Source organism: Ruegeria sp. YTSA168 (assembly GCF_059610045.1).
Genome location: NZ_JBXWMW010000003.1, coordinates 379,350 through 397,120, shown reverse-complemented (window position 1 = coordinate 397,120; position 17,771 = coordinate 379,350). Strand labels below are relative to the sequence as shown.

Here is a 17,771-nt window from a genome sequence, read left to right as displayed (position 1 = left end):
CAGATAAGGCACGTGATGAGACGGACGTCCCCTATGACTTCTGACGAAATGGCCGAGATCGACGAACGCCGCTCGGGCTGGCGGACGGTCCGGAAGGTCACGCCCTATTTGTGGCCCGAGGATGAGCCTTGGGTGAAACGCCGGGTTGTGATTGCGATGGCTATGCTGGTGCTGGCCAAGCTGATCGCTGTGTACACGCCGATCCTGTACAAAGGGGCGGTCGATGCACTGGCCGGGGAAGGGGTGCCGCCCGTGGCGCTGGGCGCAGTCGGGTTGACCGTCGCCTATGGTGTTGCCCGGATGCTGACGGTGGGCTTTCAGCAGCTACGAGATGCAGCCTTTGCGCCGGTGGGTCAGAGGGCCTTGCGTGCGCTGGCGCTGGAGACGTTTCAGCATATCCACCAGCTTTCGATGCGCTATCACGTCTCGCGCCGTACCGGTGGGCTCAGCCGCATTATCGAGCGTGGTGTTAAAGGCGTCGACTTTCTTCTGCGGTTCTTGCTGTTCTCAATCGGGCCGCTGATTCTGGAACTGTTGCTGGTCGCCATCATCCTGATGTGGCTGTTTGACGTTTGGTATCTGGTCGTCGTGGCCGTGACGATCGCACTCTATATCTGGTTTACCTTTGCTGTCACCGAATGGCGCGTAAAGCTGCGGCGCGAGATGAATGATCAGGATACCGAAGCGAACCAGCGCGCCATCGACAGCCTGTTGAACTTTGAAACCGTCAAGTATTTCAACGCGGAAACGCGTGAGGCTGAGCGATACGATGTGTCGATGAAAGCCTATGCCGGTGCAGCGTTGAAAACGGCCTATTCATTGGCATTTCTGAATTTCGGACAGTCCTTCCTGATCACCTGCGGTCTTATCGGTGTCATGGTGTTGGCCGCCATCGGGGTGCAAAACGGCTCACTCACCGTGGGTGATTTCGTGATGGTGAATGCCTACATGATCCAGATCACCGTACCATTGAACTTTCTGGGCACTGTTTATCGTGAAATCCGGCAGTCTTTGGTTGATATGGGGCAGATGTTCGATCTGCTGGAACAACCTGCCGAGGTTGAAGACAAGCCAGCAGCGCCGGACCTTCAGGTCAACGGGGGTGAGGTTACCTTGCAGGATGTGCGTTTCGGCTATGAGGCTGAACGCGAAATCCTCAAAGGTGTGTCCTTGACCGTCCCGGCCGGGCAGACAGTGGCCATTGTGGGTGCGACCGGCTCGGGCAAGTCGACGATAGGCCGTCTGCTGTTCCGGTTTTACGACGTTACCGGCGGATCGCTGAAGATTGATGGCCAGGATGTGCGCGATGTGACACAGGACAGCCTGCATGCCTCTATCGGTGTGGTGCCGCAGGATACTGTCCTGTTCAATGACACCATCCGCTACAACATCGCCTATGGTCGGGATGGCGCGACGCAGGCAGATGTGGAAGAAGCCGCCCGCGCAGCGCAGATACATGAATTCATAATCTCTCTGCCCGAGGGGTATGATACCAAGGTTGGTGAGCGCGGGTTGAAACTGTCTGGTGGTGAAAAGCAACGCGTTGGCATTGCCCGGACGCTGCTTAAGAACCCGCCCATCCTGCTGCTGGACGAGGCGACCTCGGCACTGGATACGGACACCGAGCAAGAGATCAAGGATGCCCTGGCCCGCGCGGGTGAGGGCCGCACGGTCATTACCATTGCCCATAGGCTCAGCACGATTGCCGAGGCGGATCAGATTGTGGTTCTGGAAAGCGGTGAGATTGTCGAACAGGGTGCGCATGATGCGCTTCTGGCACGGGAAGGGCGCTACGCGCAGCTTTGGAGCCGCCAGCAATCCGACACTCAGGCTGCCTGATAGTATCGTTGCTTAGCTGTTGTCGGGCGCAACAAAAAAGGGCCGGATGATCCGGCCCCTTTGACTTATTCCGCAGCTTTCAACGGGGCACCGGGCGGTGCCTCTGGCGTATCGTGATCCGGTGCGGGCGGATCTGTCCAGACAAGCTCGGTTGCTTGCATGGCGCGCGCGCTGCGTCCGATGGCCATATCCTGCGCAATCTGGCTGGAGTGGCCCGCAGTTACACGTGCCAGCACTCTGCCCAACCAGATCGCGTAGGTGGTAAACCACACCCGCAGTGCCAGCATCGAAGGTGTCACGATCAGTGTCAGAACAGTTGCGATGCCCAACCCGAAGACCACGGCGGTGGCAAGCTGCTTCCACCACAGCGCGGTTGGGCTGTCGATTGTGTAGCCGCCATTGATGAAGTCCAGAGACAGGCCAAACATCATCGGCGTCAGGCCCGCCATCGTGGTCAAGGTGGTCAGCAGAACCGGGCGAATCCGGGCCTCGGCCGTGCGGACAATTGCATCAATGCGCGGCATATAGCGGCTGTATTCCTGATAGGTATCGATCAGAACAATGTTGTTGTTCACCACAATCCCCGCCAGCGCCACGATCCCGGTGCCGGTCATGATGATCGAGAAGGGTTGCTCCATCACCAGCATCCCGATCAGCACCCCGGTGGTGGACAGGACCACGGCCAGCAGAACCAGGATCGAGTTGTAGAAGCTGTTGAACTGCGCCAGCAAGATCACAAACATCAGACCCAAGGCACCGGCGAAGGCGTTCATCAGGAAGGCGCCGGATTCGGCCTGGTCCTCCTGATCGCCGGTCCATTCCCAGCTGATCGCGGGATCGAACGGGCTGGTGTCCAGCCACTCGGTCAGAACCGCGATCCGCTCGTTCGGGTTGATCAGGCTGGTCCGCGCATCACCATCGTCGATGGCTGTGCGCAGCTCGTCAACCGAAGCTGCACCCGTCAGCATCACCAGATCGAACCGCTTGCCATCCGGCATGGTCAGGGTTGATGCGGTGGGCTCTGCACCATCCTCAAGCGCGCGGACCACAGCCAGACGCTGTTCGGTGCCGTCATTGCTGTCCACAAACAGTTTGCTCAGCCCCGGTTCAACATCCGCTTTGACGTCATAGTAACGTTCCTGATCAATGCGGTTGATCTCTGCCAGTTTGGGCACTGGTTGGCGCGTGACAAAGTTCGACAAGGGCACCAACCCGTCAGGAGTACGAACCTTCAATGTATCCAGTGTGGACAGGACCCGGTCTTCCTCGGGCAGGCGAACGCGGATTTCGATCTCCTCATCCGTGCTGTCCGGGCGCATCTCACCCAGCAGAATGCCACGTGTGACAAGCTGAACCATCGCTCCAACGGTCGCCACATCGGCACCGAAGCGGCCCGCTTTGGCAACGTCCACATCGATCTGCCAGTCGATGCCGGGCAGGGGCAGCGTGTCTTCAACCTTGATCAGGCCAGGTGTCGTATCGAACTGCGCGCGTGCGGCGTTGGTAGCTGCGTTTAAGCTGTCCCAATTGTCACCCTTGATCCGCAGATGCACGGGCTTGGCCGAGGCGGGGCCTTGTTCGAGCGCCGCTATTTCGACGACAAACCCCGGCAGCTCGGCCAGTTGGGCGTTCAGCTCTTCCAGAACAAAGTCGCCGTCATATTCGGGGGCGACGGAATGGCGGTCAAACAGGCCTCCCAGAATAGGTTCGTGTACATTGGGGCGATCTTCCCATGGGATGATCTCGAATTGAACTCGACCAATGGTATCCGCCGGCGCGTCGGCCCCGCCAGTATTCTGGTTCAGGCCACCTTCCCCCGCGAACGAGAACACGTTGATGACCGCCGGATGCGCAGAGATAACCCGTTCGGCAGCGAGTACCATGGCGTCCTTTTCATCAAGCGAAAGGTTCCCGCGCGCGCGCACAAAGGCGGTGGCCTGTTCCGGTTCGCTTTCGACGAAGAACTCAACACCGCGATTGTTTTCGCCGAAATACGAGACAACCATCATAACAGCAAATCCTACTGCGACGATCGAGACGATCGGCATGATCGGATTGCCGACCAGGAACTTAATCGCGTAGCCAAAGGGTGTGTGTTCTTTCGCTGTATGAACGGTGGTGTCGGGGGTACGTTCGATCTTGGCCGCGCCCAAGGTTACTGACCCGGCAAATGCGCCAAAGATCATCAGCACGGCGCCGGCAAATGATCCACCAACCGGCAGCAGGTATCCCGGGTTCAGGACCTGCATAGCCCCCAGGAACACAAGGTAGAATGACGGCGCAACCAGGACAGCACGCAACCACCATGGCGTACGCGCGCGCAACCAGTTGGACGAACGGTCGAAGATACGGCTCAGCCGTCCCGACACGCCGCCCATCACCGGCAGGTAGATCAGCGCGACGATCAGCGAGGCTGACAGAACAAAGATCAGGGTGACCGGCAGCATCCCCATGAATTCACCTGGAATGCCGGGCCAGAACAGCATCGGCAGGAAGGCACAAAGCGTTGTGGCGGTTGACGAGACGATAGGCCAGAACATGCGTTGCGCCGCCTGCACATAGGCATGCATCGGCCCAACGCCTTCCTTGATGCGCTTGTCCGCGAATTCGACCACCACGATTGCGCCGTCCACCAGCATACCCACGGCCAGGATCAGGCCAAACATCACGATGTTCGAAATACTGACGCCCATCACCGCAAGGAATGCGAAACACAGCAGGAACGACGTCGGGATCGCAAAGCCCACCAGCAGGGCCGCGCGCGAACCCAGCGAGGCCAGCACGACGATCATCACCAGCGCAATCGCTGTCAGAACCGAGCCTTCCAATTGGCTGACCATCGAGCCGACAATGCGGCTTTGGTCATTGGATGTGCCCACATCAACCGCGGCTTGCAATTCAGGCGGCCATTTGCTTTGCGCCTCGGCCACGGTGGCTTTGACCTGATCGACGGTGTCGATCAGGTTGAACCCTTTGCGTTTGACCACCTGCAAAGCGACGGTTGGCACATTGTCGAAACGGGCCGTTCCTTCGCGATCTTCAAAGGTATAGTTGATCTCGGCCAATTCGCCCAAGGTGACAACCCGGTCGCCATTGACCTTGATCGGCAGGCCATAAACGTCTTGTGCGGTTTTGAATGACGACGGGATTTTGACCGAGAATGTGCCTTGCGCCGTGTCGACTTCACCCGCAGCGATTAGCTGGTTGTTGTTTCGAACAACATTGATCAACTCAGCCGCGGTAACGTTGTAGGCCTCAAGTCTTAAGGGATCGATGATGACTTCCAGCAGTTCGTCCCGATTTCCGGCGATCCCGGCCTCGAGCACCGAATCCAGGGCTTCCAAATCATCCTGCAAGTCTTTGGCAACGCGTGCCATCGTGCGCTCCGGCACCGCGCCGGTCAGGTTGACGATGACGATCGGGAATTCTGAAAAGTTTATCTCGAACAGCGAGTATTGCTCGGCCCCTTCAGGGAACTCGGCCTGTGCGCTGTTCATGGCATCGCGTACATCGGCCATGATCGCGGTTTTGTCCCAACCGAAATCAAATTCGAGCGCAACGCCCGCATAGTCTTCGGCAGCCGTGGCCGTCATTTCTTTCAGACCGTCCAGATCCGCAAGCTCGGTCTCCATCGGTTTAACCAACAGGTTCTCGGAGTCTTCGGCGGAGATGCCCGGGAAAGAAACCGAAACAAACAGGGCTGGGATCTCAATATCCGGCTCGCCTTCCTTCGGCAGATTCACATAGGCAAAGCCACCAATGACCAGCGAAATGGCGATAAAGGCCAGAACCATTCGGGCCCGATCAGCGGCCCATGCGACAACACCTGTCATTGCGACACTTCCTGATAGGTTGGGGCAACAGTGACGCCCCGGATCACGAATTCCTGTCCGACAACGACAATATCAACGGTTTCTGCCAATCCGCCAACCCAAACGCCCTCGGCCGTGTCGCGCAGCACGCGGATGGGTGCAAAATCGACAATATTCCCCGCTCCGACCGTCCGAACGCCCAATTGACCCTCGTTATTCAGCGTCAGGGCCGACTGAGGCAGCAAATGCGCCTTGGCCCCTTCGGCGGCAATGCGAATCGTGGCGGTTTGGCCATCGCGGATGGTCAGGTCCGGGTTGGGCACTGTGATTTCCACCTCGAAGGTGCGGGTGGTTTCGTCCGCCGAGCGGCTGAGGAATGTCACACGACCTTCAACCTGTCGACCTGTCACCAGTTGCGCGGAGGCCTCGGCGCCAACTTGCACGCGGTTGACCTCGGTCTCGGGCACGAACCCGACCAGCTTGATCGGGTCCAGCTGAATTACCGTGGCACAAAGAGAGCCAGGCTGCATCAGGCTGCCCAGTTCCGCGGTGTCGCTTTCCAGCAGGCCCTGGAACGGGGCTTCGATGGTCAGGCGTTTGATCTCACGCTCGGCGGCTTCGACCACTGCCGAGGCTGCCTCGATACCCGCGCGGGTGGCTTCTAACCCCGCTTCGGCGGATTTGATACCGGCTTCGGCGGTACTCATCGCAGCTTCGCTGGAAATACGACGGGTCTCTGATCCGAACCCGGTTTCTGACAACTTCTGAGCCGCGGTCAGGTTGATTTGCGCTTCGGCAACAAGGGCGTGCGCCTCTTCCAGCCGCGCCTCGGATTCGGGCACACGGCTTTCCGCTTCCAGCTTCCGGGCCATGGCCTCGGCGAGGCTGGCAGGGCGGCTGCCAGGATCAAGTTCGCACAGCAGATCGCCGCTTTCGACAAAGGTGCCGCGCCGCTTGGGTTCCGACACAACGGTCGATGTGGTTTCGGCCAGCACTTCGACCTGGCGGTTCGCTTGTGTTTCGCCGCGCAGCAGAACGGCGCTGTCGATTTCGCGCGCTTTTGAGCGTATGGCCACCACGCGCACCGCGTCGTCGGCTGCGGCGGTGCCGTCGGGGTTTTCACCCTCAGCGGCAGGCGCATTCGCGTCGTCGCGCCCGGCAAATGCAAACAACGAGTCGCGCTCGAAAACCAGAAAATACAAGGCAACAATCACCAGAAGGGCGTTGATGAATGAAATCAACCGCATAAAGTGGTACTCCCAGAGTTCCGCATCAGAAAATATCTGACATTCATGCCTGTAGATGGGGGGTGGCATGTGGATTTTCTACGCTGAACTGAATAGTTCGGTTCACTTTTTTTCGCAAGGGCGGACTCTTACAGCAAGATCGTGCAGAATCCGGCTCTTGGCTTGGCCGTGGTGGCGGGGTATGACATGGCGCACGAATGCAAGATAGAACAGCCCGGGGGCAGGGATGAGCGATACTGACAGTTTCATCGATGAGGTCACAGAAGAGGTCCGGCGCGACCGGATGTACCTGCTGTTGCGCCGCTGGGGCTGGGTTGGTGTTGTTGCTGTCATTCTGATCGTGGGTGGCGCGGCCTTTAACGAGGTTCGCAAAGCGCGCGAGACGGCCCGGGCGCAGTTGCTTGGGGATGAGATTCTTTCGGCGTTGTCCGAGAATGATTCCGCCGCGCGGGCTGCTGGTTTGCAGGGGATTGAGCCGCAATCTGCGGGTGGCGAGGCGGTTCTAAATATGTTGCTGTCCGCATCGCAGATCGAAGCCGGTTCTGAGACGGATGCAGTATCCAGCCTGAATGCAATCGCAGTGCAAGGTGATCTGCCGGAAATCTATCGCGCCATTGCAAGCTTCAAGGCGCTTTTGCTGCAAACAGATACGATGCCAGTTTCGGATCGGCGTTTGCAGTTTGAAGCGTTGGCCGCTCCGGGTGCACCGCTGCGTTTGCTGGCGGAAGAACAATTGGCGTTGATCGACATTGCCGAAGGCAATGTGGATGCGGCGCTGGATCGTCTGCAAGCGCTGCGACAGGATGCCGAGATCGGGATCGATATGCAGCAGCGTGCCACGCAATTGATCACCGCTTTGGGTGGCGATCCGGACCCGTTGGTGGCACAACAGGGCTAAGCTGACGGGAAGACAAAGGACAGGCGAGTTCGGATTGATATGGTAACAAATTTTTTCTCCCGCATGGGGCTGTCCGCTGCGGCGATTGCCCTGACCACGCTGGCTGCATGCCAGGAGCCCGAGATTATCCTGCCCGGCGCACGCGAAGACATTCGGCCTGCATCCGATACCGAGACTGTGGAAACGCAAGGGTCACAGCCCATCAGCCTGCCTGCGCAAACCGCGAACAGCAGCTGGTCACAAAGCCCCGGTACGCCTGCCTTCAGGACAACCCATGCCGCGTTGCGCGCCACCCCGCAACGGGTGTGGTCGACTTCGATCGGCGCGGGCGACTCGCGCAAGCAGCGCATCACTGCCGAGCCCGTTGTCGCCGGTGGTCTGATCTATACGCTTGATGCGGCCAGTACCGTTTCGGCGGTGACGCCCCAGGGGCAGATCGCTTGGACTGCGGATCTGATCCCTGCCACCGACAAAGACGGTGATGCCACGGGTGGTGGCATGGCCTATGCGGATGGGGTTCTTTACGTGTCATCCGGTTTTGGCCGTCTGACAGCGTTGGACGCCAAAAGTGGCGTCGTTCGCTGGCAGAATCGCCTGAACGCTACAGGCAGTGGATCGCCCTTGGTGTCGGATGGGCTGTTATATCTGGTCGCAGGCGACGAAACCGGCTGGACCATCTCAACCAAGGATGGGCGTATCGCCTGGCAGATCGAAGGCACCCCGAGCGTCGGCAATGTCCTGGGTGCGCCTGCGCCCGTCATTGCCTCGGACCTTTCGGTGTTTGCGTTCGGATCAGGGGACATCGCGGCCACCTTCCGACGCGGTGGCATCCGCCGTTGGAACGCCTCGGTTGCTGGTGGGCGCCGGGGGCGGGCTGCTGCTCAGATCGTGGACGTCACGGGATCACCCATGGTGGTCGGCGATACGATCTACATCGGAAATCACTCGGGCCGCACGGTTGCGTTTGACGCCGCATCGGGCGAGCGGAATTGGACAGCAGATGAAGGCGCGGTCGATACGGTTTGGCCTGCGGGCAATAGCGTCTTTCTGATCAGTGACCGCAGCCAGCTGGTACGCCTGAGTGCTGCTGACGGTTCGGTCATCTGGGCGCATGACCTTCCGGGCTTTGTGAAAGATCGCCCAGGACGGCGCGGGCCGATTGTGGCCCACTATGGCCCGATTTTGGCCGGTGGGCGTCTTGTGGTGGCTTCCAATGATGGCTATCTGCGGTTCTTCAATCCGGTTGACGGATCGCTGATTAATCAGGTCGAGGTGCCGGGTGGCGCAACAACAACGCCTGTTGTGGCCAACCAGACATTGTATGTCGTTTCGACCAAGGGTTATCTACACGCTTTCCGTTGACCTAAAGATGCGCTAAAGGGCGCATCTTGAGTCTTGAAAGTTGAGAACATGTCACTGACCCTCGCCATCGTGGGGCGCCCGAATGTGGGCAAATCCACCCTGTTTAACCGCCTTGTGGGCAAGCGTTTGGCCTTGGTCGACGATCAGCCCGGCGTGACGCGCGACCTGCGCGAAGGCGAAGGGCGGCTGGGCGATCTGCGGTTCACCGTGATCGACACGGCCGGTCTTGAGGATGCGACCGATGACAGCCTTCAGGGCAGAATGCGCCGTTTGACCGAACGTGCGGTGGATATGGCCGATGTGTGCCTGTTCATGATCGACGCGCGTACGGGGTTGACCCCGACGGATGAGATGTTTGCGGAGATCCTGCGCAAACGCTCGAAACACGTGATTTTGGCTGCCAACAAGGCCGAAGGTTCGGCGGCGGATGCGGGTGTGTTGGAAGCATACAATCTGGGCTTGGGTGAGCCAGTGCGCCTATCAGGAGAGCATGGCGAGGGGATGACGGACCTTTATGCTCAACTGATGCCCTTGGCAGATGCGGCTGAGGAAAAGGCCGAGGATGACGCGCCCGAAACCGATATCGAAATTGATGAGGATGGAGAGGGCGAAACACCTCTGATCACTGCGGCGAAGCCCTTGCAGGTTGCCGTGGTAGGTCGCCCGAATGCGGGTAAATCCACGCTGATCAATAAGATTATTGGTGAAGACCGCCTGCTGACCGGTCCCGAAGCCGGGATTACCCGCGACGCGATCAGCTTGCGGATTGACTGGGCCGATCCCGATGGCGACAGCACTCCTATGCGGATTTTCGACACGGCGGGGATGCGCAAAAAGGCCAAGGTTCAGGAAAAGCTTGAAAAGCTCTCGGTCTCGGATGGCCTGCGCGCGGTCAAATTTGCCGAGGTCGTGGTGGTTCTTCTGGACGCAGCGATTCCCTTTGAACAGCAGGACCTGCGCATCGCTGATCTGGCCGAGCGTGAAGGGCGCGCCGTGGTGGTTGCCGTCAACAAATGGGATATCGAAGAGGACAAGCAGGACAAACTGCGTGACCTCAAGGAGTCGTTTGAGCGTTTGCTGCCGCAACTGCGCGGTGCGCCGTTGATCACCGTATCGGCAAAGACGGGTCGCGGGCTTGAGCGCTTGCGCGCCGCGATCCTGCGTGCGCATGACATCTGGAACCGGCGTGTACCCACCGCGGCGCTGAACCGCTGGCTGACCGCGATGCTGGAACAGCACCCGCCACCAGCGCCCCAGGGGCGTCGGATCAAGCTGCGTTACATGACCCAGGCCAAGACCCGCCCGCCTGGATTTGTGGTGATGTGTTCACATCCCGACAAGATGCCCGCCAGCTACACCCGCTATCTGGTGAACGGCCTGCGCGAGGATTTTGATATGCCCGGCACGCCGATCCGCCTGACCCTGCGGGGGCAGGGCGACAAGAACCCATATAAGGGACGGCGCAAGAAAAACGCCGGTGCTTTGGCCAAACATCTCAAGGGCAAGGCGTAACTGCGCCAATTTTCAGTGTTTTTAGCCTGAGGGCGTGACAGCGCCTTTTCCCCGCGCTAGCATTCTACTGCGCGCATATGTTTCATGCGCGTGGCTTGTGCATGTGCAAGTCGCGCCTATTTTTTGGTTCAAATTTAACCGGGCCTCGTGGGGAGCGCGTTGGATGGATCTGAGGGAATATACAAGACAATACGCCGTTCAGGATAATAGGCTGGCAGCGTTAAGCTATTTCGGAACTTTTGCGGTGTACTTTGCATCGCTGGCTCTGGCGATCGGCTTTGTGGATCGCTGGTATATCATGGTCCCGGCGGGGATCGTTTTTGCCTTCTCAGCCGTGCGTCTGTACGTGTTGCAACATGATTGCGGACATCATTCACTGTTTGAGACACGGCAACAGAATGAATGGGCGGGACATGGGTTGTCTCCGTTCACCTTCGCCCCGTTCGAGGTGATGAAGCAGAACCACAATCTGCATCACTCGGGGATCGGCAATCTGGAACACCGTGAAACCGGAGAAATCCACACGATGACCCTGCGGGAGTGGTCTGAAGCAGACTGGAAGAAACGCCTGTTTTATCGCCTGTATCGCAACCCGTTCATCCTTGTGCCGGTCGGGGCGTTGTTCACCTACTTCATCCGCTATCGCTGGCCCAAGAACACTGTGCGGTTCGGCGTAACGGGTGTTCTTTTGCATAACCTGTCGATCATCGTGTTTCTGGGTTTACTCTGGCTGATCGCAGGCACAACGGGCATTCTGATCTGGCTTGTGTTTTCGTTTATCGGCGGAATGCTGGGTGTGTTCCTTGTCTATCTTCAGCACAATTTCGAAGACACCTATTGGGATCGGCGGCCTGATCTCGATCCTAAAATCGCGGCGCTACAGGGATCTTCTGCTTTGGACTTTGGATGGTGGTTCGACAATGCTGTGGCCTGTATCACCTTGCATGATATCCACCATTTCAATGCCCGGATCCCGTCATATCGGTTGCGCGCCTGCCACTATAATCTGCCGCCCGAATACACCCCGCGCCGGATCAAGTTCCCCGAGGCGGTGGCGGCGTTGAACCTGAAACTTTGGGACGAAGATGCAAAGCGTCTCGTGCCTTTTCCAAAGAAAGGGCACACGGCCAATCTGGCCCATAGCAGTTGAGATCGCAGCAGGTGGGCCTCGTGACTTGAAGAGTTGTATATCTGGTGTATATACGTATGTGCAGGGAATGAGAGAAAGGACCTATAATGACCGCAGTGACCAACGTAAAAGGTGTGGGAGACGTGCTCGCCACAGCCTTGGCAGCCAATGGCTTTAAGACAGCCGAAGCCATGGCAAAGGCCAAGCCCGAAGATCTGGTCAAGGTCCCCAGAATTGGCCTGGCGCGCGCGGCTGTTCTGATCGCTGCCGCCAAAGAAGCAATCGCCGCGAAACCCGCCACCGCGAAACGCGCTCCGGCAACGCGGCGTGCTACGACACGCAAACCGGCAGCCCGCAAACCTGCGACCCCAAAGACCGCTGCGCGCAAAACAGTCGCTGCCGCTGCCGCCGAAAAACGTGCGGAAGAGGCCGCGAAGAAAGCCGCCGAGGAAAAAGCCGCTGCAGAAGCTGTCGAGGCGAAGGCAAAGAAAAAGGCCAAAGCAAAAGCAAAGGCTGAGAAGGCTGCCAAGAAACGCGCCGAGATGGAGGCCGCGTTTTCGAAAGCCAAGGACAAGGTGAAGGCCAAGTCCAAGAAGGACAAGAAGTCCAAAAAGGACGATAAAAAGAAAGACGCTGGCAAGAAAGACAGCAAGAAGGAAGATAAGAAAAAAGATAAGAAAAAGGCGAAGAAGTGAACCCTCTTCGCCCATTTGTCTGAAAGACCGGCGCTTAGCGAAGCGCCGGTTTTTTATACCAGTGTCCCGTCGGTTTGAAGCGTCAGCTTACCGCCCAGATAGGGGCTTAGAACCTTTGGCAAGGTGACGCTGCCATCTTCGTTCTGACCGTTTTCAAGTACGGCGATCAGGCAGCGGCCCACAGCCAGCCCAGAGCCATTCAAGCTGTGCACATATTCCGGCTTGCCGCCCCCATCGGGGCGGAAACGGGCGTTCATGCGGCGGGCCTGGAAATCCCCGGTGGTCGAGACCGAGCTGATTTCGCGATAGGTGTTCTGACCTGGCAACCACGCTTCGATATCAAAAGTGCGCCGCGCGCCAAAACCCATGTCGCCAGTGCACAGAACGACGGTGCGATAGGGGATGCCCAGCTGTTCCAGCAGATCCTCGGCACAGCGCAGCATGCGTTTTTGTTCCTCATCCGATTTGTCCGGATGGGTAATCGAGACCATTTCGACTTTTTCGAACTGGTGCTGGCGCAGCATACCGGCGGTGTCCTTACCGGCGCTGCCGGCCTCGGACCGGAAACAGGCGGTGTGGGCGGTCATGCGGATGGGCAGGGCGGATTCGTCCAGAATGTCACCGGCCACCGAATAGGTCAGCGTTACTTCAGAGGTGGGGATCAGCCACCAGCCATTGGTGGTTTGATAGCTGTCGTCACCGAATTTCGGCAGCTTGTCGGTGCCATACATCGCCTCATCCCGCACCAAAACGGGGGTTTGCATTTCGGTCAGCCCATTCTGGTCGATATGGGTGTCCAGCATGAACTGGGCCAGTGCCCGGTGAATGCGCGCCACGCCTTTGGACAGGTTTACAAAGCGGCTGCCGCTGGTTTTGGCGGCGGTTTCAAAATCCATCGCGGCGGCAACGGCGGGGATGTCATAGTGCTCTTTCGGGTCAAACTCGAAGTTGCGCGGGTTTCCCCAGCGGTTCACTTCGACATTGTCATCCTCATCTGCGCCCTGCGGTACGTCGTCAGCGGGCAGATTGGCAATGCGGGCCAGTTGGTCGGTCAGCAGGGCGTCAAGATCCTTGGCCTCGTTCTGCATCTGGGCGATTTCGGCCTTTTTCTGAGCCACAAGCGCGCGCAGGCGTTCGAATTCAGCCTCATCCCCGCGGCCCTTGGCGGCGCCGACCTCTTTGCTGGCCTTGTTCTGTTCGGCCTGAGCTGTCTCTGCGGCCAGAATCTTGGCGCGGCGACTTTCATCCAGCCGCAGCAGATCTGACGACACCGGCGCGTCCCCACGGCGCGCAAGGGCGGCGTCGAAAGCGGCAGGGTTTTCGCGAATGGCGCGGATGTCGTGCATGGTTCAGATCCTTACTGCGTGAATCACTAACGCCGCTTATGCACCATATGGCGGCAAGGGTGTAGCACCGGTTAAGCGATTTCCGCCTAAGTCTTTTCATCCCCATCTTCTTCATGCGCCAGATGCCCGTCCCACCCTTCGGTCGGAATTTTGGGTTCTGGCGGATCGGCGATGTACGACGGTGTCATGATCTGGACGTTGTTCTCGTTGAACACAGCCACGATGTTACGGTGCAGATCAGATTTGATCTTCGGAATGATGCTGCCGCGCGTGGTATATCCATTGATCTGATAGTTGATCGCATAGTCAGCCAGCGCGGTCCACAACACAAAAGGCTCTGGCTTTGTTTTGATGCTCTTGGTGCGATGCGCGGCTTCGATCAGCATCGCCTCGATCTTTTCGGGCGGCTCCTCGTATCCGATGCCAACCGTTGTATGCAGCAACAGGCCGCTGCCATCGGTCTTCTTGGAAAAATTCACCACATCCGAATTCATCAGCTGGGAATTGGGGATCGAGATCAATTCGTTCTTAATGGATTTCAGATGGGTTTCCATCAGCTTGATCTGAACCACGTCGCCAATGTGATCACCGATCTGAATACGGTCCCCGATCGATGTGGAGCGGCGATAGATCACAAACAGCCCGGCCAGCATGTTCGACACGACCGAATTCGCGCCCAACGACAGCATGGCCCCCACCAGGATGGTCAGCCCTTGAAAGGCTGCCGAATCCGAGCCAGGAATATAGGGCACCGCAAAGACCAGCGCGATCAGCACGATGACAACACGGGCGATGTTGAAGGTTGGATTGATCCAGTGCCTTTCGAAGTCTTTCATCTCAAAAGAACCGGCCTCGACCGCGTCGAAAAACACCCGCATCCCCCGGATGATATAAAGCGTGATCCATGTGATCAGCGCCAGCATGATAAGGTTGGGAATGTAGCTGACGATGCCCCGGAAGATCAGCAGGACCGGCTCGGTCAGGTAGGTCAGCAGCAATTGGGCAAAGTACCGTGTCTCGGCAAACGACAGCAGCACGAAGGACAGGTAATAGTAAAAACCCAGAAAGAAGAGGACCAGCAGGATAAAGTTCAGACCATAGCGGATCAGGGCGGCAATCGCTTCGGCCTGTACGCTTTTGGCCGTCACGGTTTCGACGTCTTTCAAATAGCCTTGTACGATCTCCAGCGTACGCCGCCTGATCCGGCGGTGCAGCCAAAGGATAAACACAATGAAGACGACAAACCCAAAGGTCCATCCCGCCGCCTCGATTGCGCCCGAAACGCGGGCCTCATCGCTTCGGCTGGCGCGATAGGTGACGATTGCTTCGCGGATCGCATCTCCCTGCAACACGCTGATAATATCGATCTCCATCTGGTCCAGTTCAGCATCCGCTTCGGTTGCCACGGACACAATAACGCCATCTGCAAGAATCTCAGTTCCGAGCTCGCTGTCCCGATAGGTGATCTCGACATTCAGGCTTTCTGATGATTCAGCGATTTCAATGATCCTGTTCTGGACCCGCTCAGCCCGTTCATTGGCGGGCAGGGCAGAGGAGCCGCGCAGGAAGAAAAGCGGATCGCCGTCGATGACCACAGGCGCCTTGAACACTTCAGAGCTATCCGCATCAGTCTCCGACGGTTCAGCGGGGGCGTCCTGCGCCTGTCCTGCGGTGGATAGAATGGTGATCAGCAGCAGCGTGGATAGCAAAAGCTTCAGTAGCTGCAAGTATTTGTAGAGAAATCTCATCACGCCCCCCTAGGGCCAACTATACCCAAGATACCTCGTGTTCCTAGGGCATATCTGCAACGCTCTGTTCCGTCTTTGGGGCGGCAAAGGCAGTGCAGGTGGGTCACACCGCCGCCTTTGCTTGCAAACAGGCATATCAGCGCATAGGTTCCCGCCAAATTTGCGGAACGGTACCGCAGCACAAAGCAAAGGAATATCCCATGGAAGGTGGCGCAATCGCCCAGTTTCTCCCGCTGATCCTGATCTTCGCGATCATGTATTTTCTGTTGATCCGTCCGCAGCAAAAGAAGATGAAAGAACATCAGGCCATGGTCGAAGCGGTGCGTCGCGGTGATCAGGTTGTCACTCAGGGCGGTCTGATTGGCAAAGTGTCGAAGGTCAAGGAAGGCGAGAACGAGATCGAGGTCGAGATCGCCGAGGGCGTCAAGGTTCGCGTGGTCAAGTCGACCATCGCTCAAGTTCTGAACAAGACTGAACCTGCGAAATAAATTCGCCTGACAACCCCTTGAAAAGGCAGGGTTATGCTGCAAATTGATACCTGGAAGCGGGTTCTGATCGGGCTGGTCTGCGTGACCGGCCTGCTCTTGGCCCTGCCGAATGCGTTCTACACGCGGGTCGAGCTTTCGAACGACGCCAAAGCCGCCATCGAACTGGGTGCGGATACGCCAGACAACCAGGCTGATGCCGCGCTATGGCCAAACTGGCTGCCGTCGTCGCTGGTCAATCTGGGCCTTGATCTTCGGGGTGGCGCGCATCTGCTGGCCGAAGTGAAGGTCGAAGATGTTTACGAGGCGCGGATGGAAGCGATGTGGCCTGAAATCCGCGATGTGCTGCGGGATGAACGGGCCACTGTTGGCACGATCCGCAGACAGGATGCAGCGCCCGGAGAGATTCGTGTACGCATCAGCCAGCCCGAAGGCATGCCCCGCGCGCTGGAGGTTGTTCGGGGATTGGCCCGCCAGGTGCAAACCCTGACCGGAGTAGGTGCCACGGATATCGAGGCCCGCGCCGATGGGGACACGATCATCGTGCAGCTGTCTGAGGCTGAAAAACTGGCCTCGGACGACCGCACCGTGCGCCAATCGCTTGAGATCGTGCGCCGCCGGATTGATGAGGTCGGCACCCGTGAACCGACCATTCAACGTCAGGGTTCGGATCGTATCCTGATCCAGGTGCCGGGGATCGGCAGCGCCGGAGAGCTGAAGGATATCATAGGAACCACGGCGCAGCTGACCTTTAACCCCGTGATCAATCGTGGCACCGATCCCGATGCTGTCGCTGGCATCGGTCAAGAGGTGGTGCCATCGATTGATGAAAACGGCATCTACTACATCATCGAATCCGCACCAGTCGTGACAGGTGAGGAACTGGTGGATGCACAACCGGCGTTCGACCAGAACGGTCGTCCCGCCGTCAGTTTCCGGTTTAACACTTCAGGTGCCCGCAAGTTTGGTGACTACACGCGCGACAATATCGGCGCGCCTTTTGCGATTGTGCTGGATGATGAGGTCATCTCGGCCCCTGTCATCCAAAGCCACATCCCGGGTGGGTCCGGGATTATCACCGGCAATTTCACCGTTGAGGAAAGCACCAACCTAGCGATCTTGCTGCGCGCAGGTGCCCTGCCGGCCGAGTTGGTCTTTCTGGAAGAACGCACAATCGGTCCCGAGCTGGGCCAAGACAGTATTGATGCGGGTAAGGTCGCAACCATTGTGGCCTTTGTGGCAGTGCTGGCCTTCATGGCGCTCAGCTACGGATTGTTTGGTCTCTTCGCCAACATCGCGCTGATCATCAACGTAGGCCTTCTGTTCGGCCTTCTGTCCCTGATCGGAGCCACGCTAACCCTGCCGGGTATTGCGGGCATCGTTCTGACGGTGGGTATGGCGGTAGACGCCAACGTGCTGATCTTTGAACGAATCCGAGAAGAATTGAAATCCGCCAAAGGCCCAGCACGCGCTATCGAGCTGGGCTATGAAAAGGCGCTGTCCGCCATTGTGGACGCCAATGTTACCACCTTCATCACCGCAGTGATCCTGTTTGCCATGGGCAGCGGGCCGGTCCGCGGATTTGCGATCACACTGGGGCTGGGCATTCTGACCTCAGTCTTCACGGCGATCTTCGTAACGCGCCTACTGGTTGTCATGTGGTTCGAACGCCGCCGCCCGAAAATGATCGAGGTTTGA

The 17,771-nt window shown here is 58.2% G+C and carries 12 protein-coding genes; 8 read left to right on the top strand and 4 right to left on the bottom strand.

Translation table 11 applies throughout. From position 1 onward, the window contains the following. The first annotated feature begins 33 nt into the window (after window positions 1-33). Window positions 34-1,839, top strand: a complete 1,806-nt coding sequence (locus AC2FFE_RS08605) for an ABCB family ABC transporter ATP-binding protein/permease (RefSeq protein WP_496817377.1) — start codon at window positions 34-36, stop codon at window positions 1,837-1,839. Between the two features lie 65 nt (window positions 1,840-1,904). Here the strand turns inward: AC2FFE_RS08605 and AC2FFE_RS08600 are convergent, their stop codons facing one another. Together AC2FFE_RS08600 and AC2FFE_RS08595 are read right to left on the bottom strand one after the other, a co-directional pair. Beyond that, window positions 1,905-5,672 (bottom strand): efflux RND transporter permease subunit, encoded by a 3,768-nt coding sequence (locus tag AC2FFE_RS08600; protein WP_496846407.1) that lies wholly within the window; start codon window positions 5,670-5,672, stop codon window positions 1,905-1,907. After that, window positions 5,669-6,898, bottom strand: a complete 1,230-nt coding sequence (locus tag AC2FFE_RS08595) for an efflux RND transporter periplasmic adaptor subunit (protein WP_496846406.1) — start codon at window positions 6,896-6,898, stop codon at window positions 5,669-5,671. Before AC2FFE_RS08595 ends, AC2FFE_RS08600 begins: the two co-directional genes overlap by 4 nt. Before the next feature lie 226 nt (window positions 6,899-7,124). On the opposite strand from AC2FFE_RS08595, the gene AC2FFE_RS08590 reads away from it, so the two are divergent. The 5 genes from AC2FFE_RS08590 (at window position 7,125) to AC2FFE_RS08570 (ending at window position 12,494) form a co-directional block, all read left to right on the top strand. After that, entirely contained in the window at window positions 7,125-7,796 is a 672-nt protein-coding gene (locus AC2FFE_RS08590; RefSeq protein ID WP_496846405.1) for a hypothetical protein, read from the top strand. Between the two features lie 39 nt (window positions 7,797-7,835). Continuing rightward, the gene (locus tag AC2FFE_RS08585; RefSeq protein ID WP_496846404.1) at window positions 7,836-9,158 is read left to right on the top strand and encodes a PQQ-like beta-propeller repeat protein; all 1,323 of its coding nucleotides are present in this window, start codon (window positions 7,836-7,838) and stop codon (window positions 9,156-9,158) included. Window positions 9,159-9,206: 48 nt separating this feature from the next. Beyond that, window positions 9,207-10,670: a ribosome biogenesis GTPase Der gene (gene der / locus AC2FFE_RS08580; protein WP_496817382.1), complete on the top strand. Its 1,464-nt coding sequence runs from the start codon at window positions 9,207-9,209 to the stop codon at window positions 10,668-10,670. A 163-nt stretch (window positions 10,671-10,833) separates the two neighbouring features. Beyond that, window positions 10,834-11,820, top strand: coding sequence for a fatty acid desaturase (locus AC2FFE_RS08575; RefSeq protein ID WP_496817383.1), 987 nt, complete (start codon window positions 10,834-10,836; stop codon window positions 11,818-11,820). Between the two features lie 86 nt (window positions 11,821-11,906). After that, window positions 11,907-12,494: a helix-hairpin-helix domain-containing protein gene (locus tag AC2FFE_RS08570; RefSeq protein ID WP_496846403.1), complete on the top strand. Its 588-nt coding sequence runs from the start codon at window positions 11,907-11,909 to the stop codon at window positions 12,492-12,494. 53 nt (window positions 12,495-12,547) lie between these two features. Here AC2FFE_RS08570 and serS read toward each other — a convergent pair whose 3' ends face one another. After that, a complete protein-coding gene (serS, locus tag AC2FFE_RS08565) occupies window positions 12,548-13,840 on the bottom strand; it encodes a serine--tRNA ligase (RefSeq protein WP_496846402.1) in 1,293 nt (430 codons plus the stop codon). Window positions 13,841-13,926: 86 nt separating this feature from the next. After that, window positions 13,927-15,588, bottom strand: coding sequence for a mechanosensitive ion channel family protein (locus AC2FFE_RS08560; RefSeq protein ID WP_496817386.1), 1,662 nt, complete (start codon window positions 15,586-15,588; stop codon window positions 13,927-13,929). Window positions 15,589-15,788: 200 nt separating this feature from the next. Between AC2FFE_RS08560 and yajC the strand changes: the two genes are divergently transcribed. Together yajC and secD are read left to right on the top strand one after the other, a co-directional pair. Beyond that, window positions 15,789-16,076 (top strand): preprotein translocase subunit YajC, encoded by a 288-nt coding sequence (yajC, locus tag AC2FFE_RS08555; RefSeq protein ID WP_170449793.1) that lies wholly within the window; start codon window positions 15,789-15,791, stop codon window positions 16,074-16,076. A 33-nt stretch (window positions 16,077-16,109) separates the two neighbouring features. Further along, a complete protein-coding gene (secD, locus tag AC2FFE_RS08550; protein WP_496846401.1) occupies window positions 16,110-17,771 on the top strand; it encodes a protein translocase subunit SecD in 1,662 nt (553 codons plus the stop codon).

Excerpts from the sequence above, each read along its gene's own strand:
- AC2FFE_RS08595 (WP_496846406.1), bottom strand. The coding sequence starts at position 6,898 with ATGCGGTTGATTTCATTCATCAACGCCCTTCTGGTGATTGTTGCCTTG.
- serS (WP_496846402.1), bottom strand. The coding sequence starts at position 13,840 with ATGCACGACATCCGCGCCATTCGCGAAAACCCTGCCGCTTTCGACGCC.
- secD (WP_496846401.1), top strand. The coding sequence starts at position 16,110 with ATGCTGCAAATTGATACCTGGAAGCGGGTTCTGATCGGGCTGGTCTGC.
- AC2FFE_RS08590 (WP_496846405.1), top strand. The coding sequence starts at position 7,125 with ATGAGCGATACTGACAGTTTCATCGATGAGGTCACAGAAGAGGTCCGG.
- AC2FFE_RS08585 (WP_496846404.1), top strand. The coding sequence starts at position 7,836 with ATGGTAACAAATTTTTTCTCCCGCATGGGGCTGTCCGCTGCGGCGATT.
- yajC (WP_170449793.1), top strand. The coding sequence starts at position 15,789 with ATGGAAGGTGGCGCAATCGCCCAGTTTCTCCCGCTGATCCTGATCTTC.
- AC2FFE_RS08605 (WP_496817377.1), top strand. The coding sequence starts at position 34 with ATGACTTCTGACGAAATGGCCGAGATCGACGAACGCCGCTCGGGCTGG.
- AC2FFE_RS08600 (WP_496846407.1), bottom strand. The coding sequence starts at position 5,672 with ATGACAGGTGTTGTCGCATGGGCCGCTGATCGGGCCCGAATGGTTCTG.
- AC2FFE_RS08575 (WP_496817383.1), top strand. The coding sequence starts at position 10,834 with ATGGATCTGAGGGAATATACAAGACAATACGCCGTTCAGGATAATAGG.
- AC2FFE_RS08570 (WP_496846403.1), top strand. The coding sequence starts at position 11,907 with ATGACCGCAGTGACCAACGTAAAAGGTGTGGGAGACGTGCTCGCCACA.
- der (WP_496817382.1), top strand. The coding sequence starts at position 9,207 with ATGTCACTGACCCTCGCCATCGTGGGGCGCCCGAATGTGGGCAAATCC.
- AC2FFE_RS08560 (WP_496817386.1), bottom strand. The coding sequence starts at position 15,588 with ATGAGATTTCTCTACAAATACTTGCAGCTACTGAAGCTTTTGCTATCC.